Below are 12,183 nucleotides of genomic sequence, written 5' to 3'. Positions count from 1 at the left end.
AGCGGCGGATAACCGCGAGCGGTTATTCGCCCTACGGAGCGGGGGCACTGTCCGGCGTTTCCGGGGCGTGTAGGGCGGATAACGCCATGGGCGTTGTCCGCCGATGTCGCGGATGAGCGGCGGATGACCGCGAGCGGTTATTCGCCCTACGGAGCTGGGGCGCAGTCCGGCTTTTTCGGGGTGTGTAGGGCGAATAACGCCATGGGCGTTATCCGCCGATGTCGCGGATGAGCGGCGGATGACCGCTAGCGGTTATTCGCCCTACGGAGCGGAGGCGCAGTCCGGCGGTTCCGGGGTGTGCAGGGCGAATAACGCCATGGGCGTTATCCGCCGATGTCGCGGATGAGTGGCGGATAACCGCGAGCGGTTATTCGCCCTACGGAGCTGGGGCGCAGTCCGGCGTTTCCGGGGGGGGCAGGGCGGCGAACCCGCCCCGCCAGGCGGGGCGATGCCGCGACTCAGTCGCGCAACAGCTCCGCAGGCACCTCGCTGCGCAACATCAACTGGCACTGCTGGCTCTCCGGGTCGAACAGGATCACCGCCTCGCCCCGCCGCAAGGCATGCCGGGCGCGTTCTACACGCACGTCCAGCGGGGTCTCGTCGCCATTGTCGGTGCCTTCGCGGGTGACGAAGTCTTCCAGCAGGTTGTTCAGGGTGTCGGCTTCGAGCAGGTCGTGGGGGATCAGCATTGGCGGTACTCCGGGATGGCGGCGAATGCTAGCGCGACGCATCGCGCACTGTCATGCCTGTCGCGAAGGCTGGCCGAGCAGGCGTTCGAGGGTGGCATAGAGTTCCGCCCGGTCCACCGGCTTGCCGAGGTAGGCGTCCATGCCGGCCTCGATTCCGGCCCGGCGGTGTTCGTCGAGGATGTGCGCGGTCAGGGCGACGATCGGTACGCGTGGCCAGCCCTGGGCACGCTCCTCCCGGCGGATCAGGCGGGTCGCCTCGAAGCCGTCCATTTCCGGCATCTCGCCATCCATCAGGATCAACTGGATGCCGTTCGGATCGCGCAGGTACTCGTCCAGCGCGAGCCGTCCGTTGCCGGCCAGGCGCACCGCGTAGCCGCGCTTGGCGAGGAAGCCGCGCACCACCAGCTGGTTCACCGGGTTGTCCTCGGCGACCAGGATGCATGGGGCGTCCAGGCGTTCGTCCGGGGCCGCCTCGCTGCTCCGCCCTGGCTGTCGGCGCCGCTCCCGGTACAGTTCCAGCAGGGCTTCGCGCAGGGCCTTCACCGCCACCGGCTGGGCCAGGGCCAGCAGGCGCAGGCCTTCGTGCGGCGGCAGGTCCTGGCAGTGCTGCGGCGGGCATAGCAGGAGGATGCGCTGGCCTTGCTCCAGTTGCGCATAGAGGGTGTCCAGCCAGATCGACGGCGGCCCCGGCCAGGGCGCCGCCAGGACCAGCAGGGGCGGTGCGCTGAAGTCCTCCAGGTAGGCGTTCAGCCGTCTCGGCTGCAGGCAGCGTTCGACCCGCAGTCCCCAACGCTCCAGCAATGCCTGCAGGCAGTCCAGGGTCAGGTTGTCCTCGCTGGCCAGCAGGGCCGGGCGGTGTTGCAGCAGTTGCGCCAGTTCGTCCGCTTCGCCGGCGTCGAGGGCGGGGCTGAGCGGCAGGTCGACGCTGAACCGGGTGCCCTTGCCCGGCTCGCTGCTCACCTCGATGCGCCCGCCCATCATCTGCACCAGCTCGCGGCTGATCGCCAGGCCCAGGCCGCTGCCGCCGTAGCGGCGGGTGGTGCTGGAGTCGGCCTGGGAGAAGGATTCGAACAGGGTCTTCTGCGCCTGGGCGGATATCCCGATGCCGCTGTCGCTGACGCTGTACAGCAGGCGCTCGCGTCCGCCCTCGTCGAAGCGCCGCTGCACGCGCACGGCGACATGGCCTTCGGCGGTGAACTTGAGGGCATTGCTGAGCAGGTTCATCAGTACCTGGCGTAACCGCGTCGGGTCGCCGTTGAGGCGGCGCGGCACGCCCCTGTCCAGGCCGAGATGCAGGCGCAGGCGTTTTTCCACGGCCTGGGCGCTGAACAGCGCCAGGGTGTCGGAGAGCAGCTCCTCAAGGTCGAAGTCGATGCGCTCCAGGTGCAGCTTGCCGGACTCGATGCGAGCGTAGTCGAGGATATCGTTGATCACCGACATCAGCGCGCTGCCGGAGCTGGCGATGGTCTCCACGTAGGCCGCCTGGCCGCGGTCCAGCGGGGTGTCGCGGAGCAGTTGCAGCATGCCCAGCACGCCGTTCAGCGGGGTGCGAATCTCATGGCTCATCTTCGCCAGGAAGCGGCTCTTCGCCTCGTTCTCCACCCGCGCCTGCTCGGCCGCCTGGCGCGAGCGGAAGCCTTCCTCCTTGAGCGCATTGATGCGGTCGGCGAGGCCGATGGACAGGGTCACCAGTTCCACGGTCATGCCGATCTTGACCACGCTGCTGCCGAACAGGCCGAACAGTTCGAAGCCCAGCGAGGCGGCGGTGGTGACCAGGAACGACAGCAGCAGCGCGCCCCAGGCCAGGATGTAGTAGAGGCCGTAGCGCAGGCCCTGGCGCCAGACGTGGACGCCGGCCAGCAGCAGGCTGAGGGATACCAGCATCACCGTCAGGCTGGCGAGGACGTTCCAGGCGCGCAGCCCCACCAGCGGCTCGCTGGCCAACAGGACCACGCAGGCCAGCAGCAGGCCGCGGAGGAAGCGGTCGAGGCGCGGGAAGTCGCGGCGGGTGTAGAGGTAGCCGCGGCTGAACTGGATCGACACCAGGCAGCTCAGGTACATCAGCAGGTAGATGCCGGCCGACTCCAGCGCCACGTGTCCGGGCAGCAACTTGAACAGCAGGCCGTCGAAGCTGGCGGAAAACAGGCCGAGGCTGAGGTTGTACAGCAGGTACCAGGCATAGGTGGCCTCGCGTAGCGAGACGAAGAGGAACAGGTTGTAGCAGAACAACCCGAACAGCACCCCGTAGAAGGCCCCGTTGAAGCCCATCAGGGTTTCCTGGCTGGCCGCGCTGGCCGCGTAGGTGCTGAAGTACAGCGGCACGTAGACGGTGCTGGTGCTCTGCACGCGCAGCAGCAGGGTGCTCTCGCCGGGCGGCAGTCGCAGCGGGAACCAGAAGTTGCGCACTTGCACCGGGCGCTGGGAGAAGGCGAACAGGTCGCCGCTCTCCTGCTGTTCGATGCGCCCATCGGCGGTCAGCAGGTAGACCTTGAGGTCGTCCAGCAGCGGGTAGTTGATCTCCAGGAAACCGGCCAGGTCGGTGCCGTTGCGGTTGTCCAGGCGCACCCTGAACCACCAGGCTGCGGCGTTCTTGCCGAAGTTCGCGTGGTCGCCGCGCAGGGCGGCGAAGGCCTGCGCCGGCAAGGCGAGGATGTCGCCCAGGCGCGCCTTGCCGCCGGCGTCGCGGTAGTACTCGGCGTATGCGCCCAGGGACAGGCGCAGGTCCTCTCCGTCCAGCGGCGCGGGCGGCTGCGCCTGGGCCGGCAGCGCGCAGCAGAGCAACAGCAGGACCAGGCAGAGTCGAGACATGCAACTACTCCATGGACACGAGTCGGCACGCATGATGCTACGGAGGAAACGAGACAGGCGAGGGAACCTGCCATCAGCCTAGCAGTTGGCTGGAGAGGAGGGCGGCCTCCCCGGGGGCGGGGAGGCCGGCGCGGGTTCAGTCCTTGTCGCTGTTGTTGCTGCTGTCGAGCACTTCGTCCACCGGCGGGACGTGGGTGCAGCTTTCCATGTGCACCGGATGCTCGAGCTGCTTGTTGAAGCGTTCCAGCGAGGTTTCCCGGGGCTTGGCGTCGCTGGCGAAGACCGGCGGGCTGAGGATGTAGGCGGTGAGCAGCCGGCTCAGCGCGGCGAGACTGTCGATGTGCGTGCGCTCGTAGCCGTGGGTGGCGTCGCAGCCGAACGCCAGCAGCGCGGCGCGGGTGTCGTGGCCGGCGGCGATCGCCGACTGCGCGTCGCTGTGGTAGTAGCGGAACAGGTCGCGGCGCAGGGCGATGTCGTGGCGCTCGCCGAGCCGCAGCAGGTGCCGCGACAGATGGAAGTCGTAGGGCCCGCCGGAGTCCTGCATGGCCACGCTGACGCTGTGCTCGTTGGAATTCTGGCCTTCGGCCACCGGGGCGATGTCGATGCCGACGAACTCGCTGACGTCCCAGGGCAGGGCGCCGGCGGCGCCGGAGCCGACTTCCTCGGTGATGGTGAACAGCGGGTGGCAGTCGATCGGCGGCTCCTGGCCGCTTTCCTTGACCGCCTTCAGCGCCGCCAGCAGCGCCGCGACCCCGGCCTTGTCGTCCAGGTGGCGGGCGCTGATATGGCCGCTCTCGGTGAACTCCGGCAGCGGATCGAAGGCCACGTAGTCACCCACCGAGATGCCCAGGCTCTCGCTGTCGGCGCGACTGGCGGTATAGGCGTCGAGACGCAGCTCGATGTTGTCCCAACTGATCTTCAGGTTGTCCACCTCGGTATTGAAGGCGTGGCCCGAAGCCAGCAGCGGCAGCACGCTGCCACGGAACACGCCCTGTTCGGTGAACACCGTGACCCGGCTACCCTCGGCGAAGCGGCTCGACCAGCAGCCTACCGGGGCCAGGCCGAGGCGGCCGTTGGGCTTGATCTCGCGGACCAGCGCGCCGATCGTGTCGAGGTGCGCGGAAACCGCCCGGTCGGGGGTATTCAGGCGGCCCTGGAGGGTCGCCCGGATGGTTCCCCGGCGAGTCATCTCGAAGGGCACGCCAAGTTCGTCGAGCTGCTCGGCGACATAGCGCACGATGGTATCGGTGAAGCCGGTGGGGCTGGGGATGGCGAGCATCTCCAGCAGCACCCGTTGCAGGTAGTTGAGGTCCGGTTGTGGCAGAGGGGTCATGAAGGCACCTCGCGGCTGAGGGGGAAGAGAAGATCGACGAAGCGTTCGGCGGTCGGCTGCGGCTCGTGGTTGGCCAGGCCGGCGCGCTCGTTGGCTTCGATGATCACGTAGTCGGGCTGGTCGGCGGCCTCGACCAGGAAGTCCAGGCCCACCACCGGTATTTCCAGGGCCCGCGCGGCCTGGATCGCGGCCTCGCGGAGGGCCGGATGGAGGGCGTCGGTGACGTCCTCGAGGATGCCGCCGGTGTGCAGGTTGGCGGTGCGCCGCACGGCCAGGTGTTCGCCGCTGGGCAACACGTCGTCGTAGCCATAGCCGGCGGCCCGCAGGGTGCGCTCGGTCTCGTGGTCGAGCGGGATGCGGCTTTCCCCGCCGGTGGCGGCCTGGCGCCGGCGGCTCTGCGCCTCGATCAGCTCGCGGATGCTGTGCCGGCCGTCGCCGATCACCGCGGCGGGACGACGGATGGCGGCGGCCACCACCTCGTAGCCAATCACCAGCACGCGCAGGTCGTGGCCGGCGTGGTAGCTCTCCAGCAGCACGCGCGAATCGAAATGGCGGGCGGCCTCGATGGCCTCCTCGACCTCTTCCGCGGTGCGCAGGTCCACCGCCACGCCCTGGCCCTGCTCGCCGTCCACCGGCTTGACCACCAGCGAACCGTGCTCGGCGAGGAACGCGGCGTTTTCCTCCGCGCTGCCGGCCAGGCGCTGCTGTGGCTGGCGCAGGCCGGCGTGCTGCAGGGCGCGGTGGGTGAGGACCTTGTCCTGGCAGAGGGTCATGCTTACCGCCGTGGTCAGGTCGGAGAGCGATTCACGGCAGCGGATCTGCCGGCCGCCCTGGGTCAGGGTGAACAGGCCGCCCTCGGCGTCGTCGACGCGCACCTCGATGCCGCGCCGGTGGGCTTCGTCGACGATGATCCGGGCGTAGGGGTTGAGGTCTTCCTCCGGGCCGGGGCCGAGGAACAGCGACTGGTTGATGCCGTTCTTGCGCTTGATGGTGAAGGTCGCCAGTTCGCGGAAGCCGAGCTTGCGGTAGAGCGCCTTGGCCTGCTGGTTGTTGTGCAGCACCGAGAGGTCGAGGTAAGCCAGTTCGCGGCTCATGAAGTGCTCGACCAGGTGCCGTACCAGCGCCTCGCCGACGCCCGGCCGGCTGCATTGCGGGTCCACCGCCAGGCACCAGAGGCTGGAGCCGCCCTCCGGATCCTGGAACGCCTTGGCGTGGTTGAGGCCCATCACCGTGCCTACCGCGACGCCAGTGTCGGCGTCCTCGGCCAGCCAGTAGATCGGCCCGCCCTGGTGTCGCGGGCTGAGGCGCTCGGTCTGCACCGGAAGCATGCCGCGCGCCAGGTACAGGCGGTTGATCGCCGCCCAGTCCTCCTCGGTATGCACCCGGCGGATGCGGAAACCGCGTGGCGGACGGCGCGCCGGGCGGTAGTCGGTGAACCACAGGCGCAGGGTATCCGAGGGATCGAGGAAGAGCTGCTGCGGGGCGTGGGCCAGGACCTGCTGCGGCGCCGCCACGTAGAGCGCGATGTCGCGTTCGCCGGGGGCTTCCTGCAACAGGTCGCGGGCCAGTTCCTCGGCGTCCGGGTAGGTCTGCCCGATCAGCAGGCGGCCCCAGCCGCAGTGGATGCTCAGCGGTTTCTCGGTGGGCTCGCTGTGATCTTCGGCGAGACGCGCCTGGAGGCGTTCGTAGGTGGGCGCCTGGATACGTTGCAGGCGCTGGTTGTGCGGGTGAGGCAGATGCAAGTGGCCTTTCATGATCGCTCCTGGTTCGGGCCCCTGCGTTGGGGGCCCATTTTCAAAGTCCCTGTTCGCTGAGCCAGAGGTTGAGGGCGGCCAGCTGCCACAGCTTGGAGCCGCGCAGCGGTGTGAGGTCGCCGTCCGGATCGCTCAGCAGGCGATCGAATATCGCCGGCTGGAACAGGCCGCGGTCCTGGCTCGGGTCCAGCAGCAGTTCGCGTACCCATTCGCGGGTGCGGCCCTGCAAGTGCTTGAGGCCGGGCACCGGGAAGTAGCCCTTGGGCCGGTCGATGACTTCGCTGGGAATCACCTTGCGCGCGGCACCCTTGAGCACCTGCTTGCCGCCGTCGCCGAGCTTGAAGCGGGCGGGAATGCGCGCCGACAGCTCGGCCAGGCGGTAGTCGAGGAACGGCACGCGGGCTTCCAGGCCCCAGGCCATGGTCATGTTGTCGACCCGCTTGACCGGGTCGTCGACCAGCATGATCGTGCTATCCAGGCGCAGCGCCTTGTCCACCGCGGCCTCGGCGCCGGGGCTGGCGAAGTGGTCGCGGACGAAGCGCCCGGCGACGTCCTCGACGCGGAAGCGCTCGCCGACGGTGGCCAGGTATTCCTCGTGGTCGCGGTCGAAGAACGCCGCGCGGTACGCGGCGAAGGCGTCGTCGGCGCCATCCACCTTCGGATACCAGTGGTAGCCGGCGAACAGCTCGTCGGCGCCCTGGCCGCTCTGCACCACCTTGCAGTGCTTCGAGACTTCCCGCGCGAGCAGGTAGAAGGCGATGCAGTCGTGGCTGACCATCGGCTCGCTCATGGCGCGGAAGGCCGCCGGCAACTGCTCGATCACTTCGTGCTCGCCGATGCGCAGGCGATGGTGGCGGGTGTGATAGCGCTCGGCGATCAGGTCGGAATACTGGAACTCGTCGCCGCGCTCGCCGCCGGCATCCTCGAAGCCGATGGAGAAGGTCAGCAGGTTGTCCACCCCGGCTTCGTGCAGCAGGCCCACCAGCAGGCTCGAATCGACCCCGCCGGAGAGCAGCACGCCGACCTCGCGGGCGGCGCGCTGGCGGATCGCCACCGCTTCGCGGAGGCCGTCGAGGACGCGCTCCTGCCAGTCGTCGAGCGTCAGCTCGCGCTCGTCCGGGCGTGGGCCGTAGTCCAGCGTCCACCAGGTGCGCTGCTCGCAGCTGCCGTCGAGGTCGACGCTCATCCAGGTCGCCGGCGGCAGCTTCTTCACGCCCTCCAGCAAGGTGTGCGGGGCGGGAACCACGGCGTGGAAGTTGAGGTAGAAATTCAGCGCCTGCGGATCGAGGTCGCTGGCGATGTCGCCGCCCTTGAGCAGGGCCGGCAGGCTCGAGGCGAAGCGTAGGCGCGAGCGGTCGAGGCTGTAGTAGAGCGGCTTGATGCCGAGTCGGTCACGGGCCAGGAACAGCCGCTGGCGATCGCGCTCCCAGACGGCGAAGGCGAACATCCCATTGAGCCGGGGCAATAAATCGGCGCCCCAGGCATGGTACCCCTTCAAGAGAACTTCGGTGTCGCCGCCGGAGAAGAACCGATAGCCAAGGCTTTCCAGTTCGCCACGCAGTTCGGGGTAGTTGTAGATGGCGCCATTGAACACCATGGCCAGGCCGAGATCGGGATCGATCATCGGTTGGCCGGAAGCTTCCGCCAGGTCCATGATCTTCAGCCGTCGATGTCCGAGGGCGATCGGACCCTGGGCGTGGAAGCCCCAGGCGTCGGGGCCGCGAGGGGCCAGGTGGTGGGTGATGCGTTCGACCGCTGCGAGGTCGGCTGCCTGGTTGTCGAAACGAAACTCTCCTGATATGCCGCACATATTCCTTACCGGTTCTCCGTTGGGGAAGTGGGTTGCGTACCCCTTCCGGGTACATGACTTACCTAACAGAGGACCGTTACAGTTGGAAGGAGTTCTATACGAATTTTCCGGGCCTATCAGGACCCTTAACGAAGAATTTATTATGGTTGAAAGTAATAAGACCGCTGCCGATACCTATTCGCTCGCTATTTTCCGCGCCATCCGCCGTCTCCAGCAGGCCGCCGAAATCCACTCCAAGCGTCTCAGCCGATACGGTGGCCTGACCCCGTTGCAATTGCTGATCCTGCATGTCCTGGCGGTGGAGGGAGAACTGACCGCGACGCAACTGGCCAAGCTGGTCAGCCTGTCCCAGGCATCGCTCTCCGGCGTGCTCGACCGCCTCGAAGGACGCGGCCTGCTCTATCGTCGGCGCGACGAACAGGACCGGCGCAAGTCCTGGCTGCACCTCGACCCGGCCGGCCACGAAGCCCTGGCGGAGGCGCCGCCGCTATTGCCGGAGTACGTGATCGAGCGCTTCGCCGCGTTGCCCGAGTGGGAGCGCCACGGCCTGCTGGCCGCGCTGCTGCGCGCGGCCGACCTGTTCGGCTTGCCGGAAGAGGACGTCGAAGAAGAGTGAGGGCGCCAGGTTCGCTACGAAAGACAGTCGCGTCGGCGGTCTTTACCTGGCGAACCTGCCGATGCCTGGTGGACAAGCGCGTTGTACGCCATGGCGTGACCTCCGCGTAGGGCGGATAACGCCGTCGGCGTTATCCGCCGACCCAGCGATATCCGCCAGACGACATGGCATGACCGTCGAGCAGGGCGCATAACGCCGCTTCCCCGGTGCCCCGGCCGCCGAGGAAAGCTACCCGCCGTAGAGCTTCTGCGCCGCCAGGGAGAAGCTCACCGCCACCAGCATCAGCGCGAACAGGCGTTGCAGGGTCGGGCCGCCGAGGCGCTGCGCCAGCAGGTTGCCGCCGAGCACGCCGACCGCGCCGCCGGCGGCGAGGCCGCCGAGCAGCGGCAGCGGCGGGTGGGCGCCGGTCAGGTAGATCAGGAAGCCGCCGCCGGAGACCAGCGCGATCACCGCCATCGAGGTGGCGGTGGCGGCCATCATCGACAGCGGGGTGAACCAGAGTAGCCCCGGCACCACCAGGAAGCCGCCGCCCACGCCCATCAATCCCGACAGCAAGCCGACCGCCAGGCCGATGCCGAGCAGCGGCAGGCTCCGTGCCTGGTCGCTGGCCTCGCGTTTCATCCCGGCGCCGCGCCACATGCGCCAGGCCGACCAGAGCACCAGCAGGCAGAAGGCGACGATCAGCACGCCTTCCGGGACGAAGCGGCCGAGCCATTGGCCGACGGCGTTGCTCGGCAGGCCGGCCAGCGCCAGGACCAGCACCGGCCGCCAGGCCACCTGGCCCTGGCGCGCGCGCGGAATGGCGCCAATCAGCGCCGACAGGGCGACCGCGCCGAGGCTCACGCCGATGGCGTCGCGCAGCGGCAGGTGCAGGCTGAGCAGCAGGGGCAGGGCGACCAGCGAGCCGCCGGCGCCGGTGAGGCCGAGCAGCAGGCCGAGAACGGCGCCGATGCCCAGGGATTCGAAGAGCAGTACATCCATCGTCGATCAACTATTTCCGCGGGTGAGCCAGCCGGTGGTCCGGTATGGCCTGCGCGTGCGGCAGGCCCGAAGGGTAGCGCAAATCGGTGCGCCCGGGGCTTCAGCCGCGCTGCCCGCGCACCAGGTCGCGCAGCAGGAAGCGGTTCGGGTGGCAGGCCTCGGCCACCGCGCGCGGCAGCGGCAGCGGCTCGCCGCAGATCCACGCCGCCAGCAGTTCGCCGGACAGCGGCGCGCTGATCAGCCCGCGCGAGCCGTGGCCGCTGTTCAGGTACAGGCCTGGCAGCCAGGGGCAGGCACGCTCCGGCACCTGGCGGGCGTCGCGGGCGAGCACCGCGTAGGCCTCGTCGAAGGCCGCGCGCTCGGCCAGCGGGCCTACCAGGGGCAGGTAGTCGGGGCTGGTGCAGCGGAATGCCGCGCGGCCTTCCAGGCGCTCCAGCGGCAGGTCGTCGGCGCCCAGGCGCTGCAACAGGTCGGGGGATATTTCCCGCAGCAGTTCGAGGTTGCCCTGGTGTTCGGCGAGGGTCGGCGCCAGGTCTTCGCTCTTGAAGTCGAAGCTGGCGCCGAGGGTGTGTTCGTCGCCACGCGGCGGTGCGACGTAGCCCTCGGCGCAGACCACGGTGCGCAGCGCCCGGCTTTGCGGGGTGGCCGGCAGGCGGGTGACCTGCCCGCGAATGCGCTTCAGCGGCAGCTCGGCGGCGGGCGGGAAGTCGCGGATGTCGGCGGCGGTGGCGAGGATCGCGAGTGGCGCGCGGGCCAGGCATTCGTCGCCGGCGTAGGCGCACCAGTCGTCGCCCTCGCGGCGCAAGCGTACTGCCCGGCCGCTCAGCAGGGTGATCCCGGGGGTGGCGGCCAGGGCCTGGCACAGCGCGGGCGGATGGACCCAGCCGGCTTCGGGATAGAACAGGCCGCCGGCGGGCAGGGCGACGCCGGCGAGGCGCTCGGCCTGCTCGCGCTCCAGGCCGTGCAGCAGGTCGGCGGGGAAGGCTGCGGCCAGTTGCGCCTGGCGTTGCGCTTCCTTGGCGTCGAAGGCCAGTTGCAGTACGCCGCAGGCATCCCAGTCGTGGCCGCGCCGCAGGCGTTCGAGCAGCCGGCGGGTATGGCCGAAGCCGCTGAGCACCAGGCGCGACAGCGGCGTGCCGTGGGCCGAGAGTTTCAGGTAGAGCACGCCCTGGGGGTTGCCCGAGGCTTCCCGGGCGAGGCCGGGATGGCGTTCGATCAGGGTCACCTGCCAGCCGCGCGCGGCGAGGCTGGCGGCGCTGGCGCAGCCGGCCAGGCCGCCGCCGACCACCAGTGCCGCGCGGCGCCCGGCGTGGGGCGCGGGGCGTGCGTACCAGGGCTTGCCGGCGTTCGCCGGCGGCCCCTGGTAGGTGCCGCTGAGCATCTCGCGCTTCTGTCCGTAGCCCGGTACCCGTTGCATGGCGAAACCGGCCTCGACCAGCCCGCGGCGAACGAAACCGGCGCTGGTGAAAGTGCCCAGGGTCGCCTGCGGCGCCGACAGTCGCGCCAGTTCGGCGAACAGTACGGGCGACCACATGTCCGGGTTCTTCGCCGGGGCGAAGCCATCGAGGAACCAGGCGTCGACCCGCGCGTCGAGCTGCGGCAGGCACTCCAGGGCATCGCCCAGCAGCAGGGTCAGGCCGACCCTTCCGCCCGCGAACGCCAGGCGCTGGAAGCCCGGGTGCACGGCAAGGTACTGGCCCAGCAGGGCCTCGCTCCAGGGCGCCAGTTCCGGCCATAGCGCCAGGGCGCGGCGCAGGTCGGCGGCGGCGAGGGGGAATTTCTCCACGCTGACGAACTCCAGGCGCGCGCCGGCCGGCGCGACCCGCTCGAACAGCTGCCAGGCGCAGAGGAAGTTCAGTCCGGTGCCGAAGCCGGTCTCGCCGATACACAGCACCTCGCCGTCGCCCAGCGCGGCGAAGCGCTCGGCCAGGCGGTTGGTGGCGAGGAACACATGGCGCGTCTCGTTGAGCCCGGAATGCCGGGAAAAATATACGTCGCCGAAGGCGCGGGATAGCGGCTGGCCGTTTTCGTCCCAGTCGAGCTGGGCATGCTGGAAGTCGGACATGGCAGAACCTGAAAAAGCGGATGGCGCATTTTACGGGGCTTTGCCGGCCAGCGGCGAGGCGCTGCGCGAACATGCCGCGGCGCCGCGCAGACAGCCGCACGCCGATCCGCTACCTTGAAGGACTCAG

9 protein-coding genes are annotated in these 12,183 nt (G+C 69.3%); 2 read left to right on the top strand and 7 right to left on the bottom strand.

Annotation, left to right across the window (positions count from 1 at the left end):
- Positions 1-458: 458 nt before the first annotated feature.
- The 5 genes from HMPREF1224_RS19695 to HMPREF1224_RS19675 all read right to left on the bottom strand — a co-directional run bounded on the left by HMPREF1224_RS19695 (position 459) and on the right by HMPREF1224_RS19675 (position 8,394).
- A complete protein-coding gene (locus tag HMPREF1224_RS19695) occupies positions 459-689 on the bottom strand; it encodes a YheU family protein (protein ID WP_003091959.1) in 231 nt (76 codons plus the stop codon).
- Positions 690-740: 51 nt separating this feature from the next.
- Positions 741-3,497, bottom strand: coding sequence for a hybrid sensor histidine kinase/response regulator (locus HMPREF1224_RS19690; RefSeq protein ID WP_003453526.1), 2,757 nt, complete (start codon positions 3,495-3,497; stop codon positions 741-743).
- A gap of 136 nt (positions 3,498-3,633) precedes the next feature.
- Positions 3,634-4,830 (bottom strand): osmoprotectant NAGGN system M42 family peptidase, encoded by a 1,197-nt coding sequence (locus tag HMPREF1224_RS19685; RefSeq protein WP_003091951.1) that lies wholly within the window; start codon positions 4,828-4,830, stop codon positions 3,634-3,636.
- Positions 4,827-6,584 (bottom strand): N-acetylglutaminylglutamine synthetase, encoded by a 1,758-nt coding sequence (gene ngg / locus HMPREF1224_RS19680; RefSeq protein WP_003111433.1) that lies wholly within the window; start codon positions 6,582-6,584, stop codon positions 4,827-4,829. Before ngg ends, HMPREF1224_RS19685 begins: the two co-directional genes overlap by 4 nt.
- A gap of 40 nt (positions 6,585-6,624) precedes the next feature.
- On the bottom strand, positions 6,625-8,394 hold the full coding sequence (locus HMPREF1224_RS19675; RefSeq protein ID WP_003106635.1) for an N-acetylglutaminylglutamine amidotransferase: 1,770 nt from the start codon (positions 8,392-8,394) through the stop codon (positions 6,625-6,627).
- Positions 8,395-8,536: 142 nt separating this feature from the next.
- Between HMPREF1224_RS19675 and HMPREF1224_RS19670 the strand changes: the two genes are divergently transcribed.
- Complete coding sequence (locus HMPREF1224_RS19670) at positions 8,537-9,010, top strand: MarR family winged helix-turn-helix transcriptional regulator (RefSeq protein ID WP_003091943.1); 474 nt, start codon at positions 8,537-8,539, stop codon at positions 9,008-9,010.
- A gap of 228 nt (positions 9,011-9,238) precedes the next feature.
- On the opposite strand, the gene HMPREF1224_RS19665 is transcribed toward HMPREF1224_RS19670, so the two are convergent.
- Both HMPREF1224_RS19665 and mnmC read right to left on the bottom strand, forming a co-directional pair.
- Positions 9,239-9,991: a sulfite exporter TauE/SafE family protein gene (locus HMPREF1224_RS19665; protein ID WP_003117537.1), complete on the bottom strand. Its 753-nt coding sequence runs from the start codon at positions 9,989-9,991 to the stop codon at positions 9,239-9,241.
- A 100-nt stretch (positions 9,992-10,091) separates the two neighbouring features.
- Positions 10,092-12,056 (bottom strand): bifunctional tRNA (5-methylaminomethyl-2-thiouridine)(34)-methyltransferase MnmC2/FAD-dependent 5-carboxymethylaminomethyl-2-thiouridine(34) oxidoreductase MnmC1, encoded by a 1,965-nt coding sequence (gene mnmC / locus HMPREF1224_RS19660; protein WP_003114497.1) that lies wholly within the window; start codon positions 12,054-12,056, stop codon positions 10,092-10,094.
- Between mnmC and HMPREF1224_RS44160 the strand changes: the two genes are divergently transcribed.
- On the top strand, positions 12,055-12,174 hold the full coding sequence (locus HMPREF1224_RS44160; RefSeq protein WP_003091936.1) for a hypothetical protein: 120 nt from the start codon (positions 12,055-12,057) through the stop codon (positions 12,172-12,174). The two genes, mnmC and HMPREF1224_RS44160, sit on opposite strands and share 2 nt — an antisense overlap.
- The last annotated feature ends 9 nt before the right edge of the window (positions 12,175-12,183 follow it).

Origin of the sequence: Pseudomonas sp. P179 (genome assembly GCF_000478485.2) — a bacterium.
Taxonomy (GTDB): domain Bacteria; phylum Pseudomonadota; class Gammaproteobacteria; order Pseudomonadales; family Pseudomonadaceae; genus Pseudomonas; species Pseudomonas aeruginosa.
The sequence above is the reverse complement of the archived record's forward strand: the minus strand, read 5'-3'. Positions and strand labels throughout refer to the sequence as shown.

Excerpts from the sequence above, each read along its gene's own strand:
- HMPREF1224_RS19685 (WP_003091951.1), bottom strand. The coding sequence starts at position 4,830 with ATGACCCCTCTGCCACAACCGGACCTCAACTACCTGCAACGGGTGCTG.
- HMPREF1224_RS19675 (WP_003106635.1), bottom strand. The coding sequence starts at position 8,394 with ATGTGCGGCATATCAGGAGAGTTTCGTTTCGACAACCAGGCAGCCGAC.
- ngg (WP_003111433.1), bottom strand. The coding sequence starts at position 6,584 with ATGAAAGGCCACTTGCATCTGCCTCACCCGCACAACCAGCGCCTGCAA.
- HMPREF1224_RS19665 (WP_003117537.1), bottom strand. The coding sequence starts at position 9,991 with ATGGATGTACTGCTCTTCGAATCCCTGGGCATCGGCGCCGTTCTCGGC.
- HMPREF1224_RS44160 (WP_003091936.1), top strand. The coding sequence starts at position 12,055 with ATGGCAGAACCTGAAAAAGCGGATGGCGCATTTTACGGGGCTTTGCCG.
- HMPREF1224_RS19670 (WP_003091943.1), top strand. The coding sequence starts at position 8,537 with ATGGTTGAAAGTAATAAGACCGCTGCCGATACCTATTCGCTCGCTATT.
- HMPREF1224_RS19695 (WP_003091959.1), bottom strand. The coding sequence starts at position 689 with ATGCTGATCCCCCACGACCTGCTCGAAGCCGACACCCTGAACAACCTG.
- mnmC (WP_003114497.1), bottom strand. The coding sequence starts at position 12,056 with ATGTCCGACTTCCAGCATGCCCAGCTCGACTGGGACGAAAACGGCCAG.
- HMPREF1224_RS19690 (WP_003453526.1), bottom strand. The coding sequence starts at position 3,497 with ATGTCTCGACTCTGCCTGGTCCTGCTGTTGCTCTGCTGCGCGCTGCCG.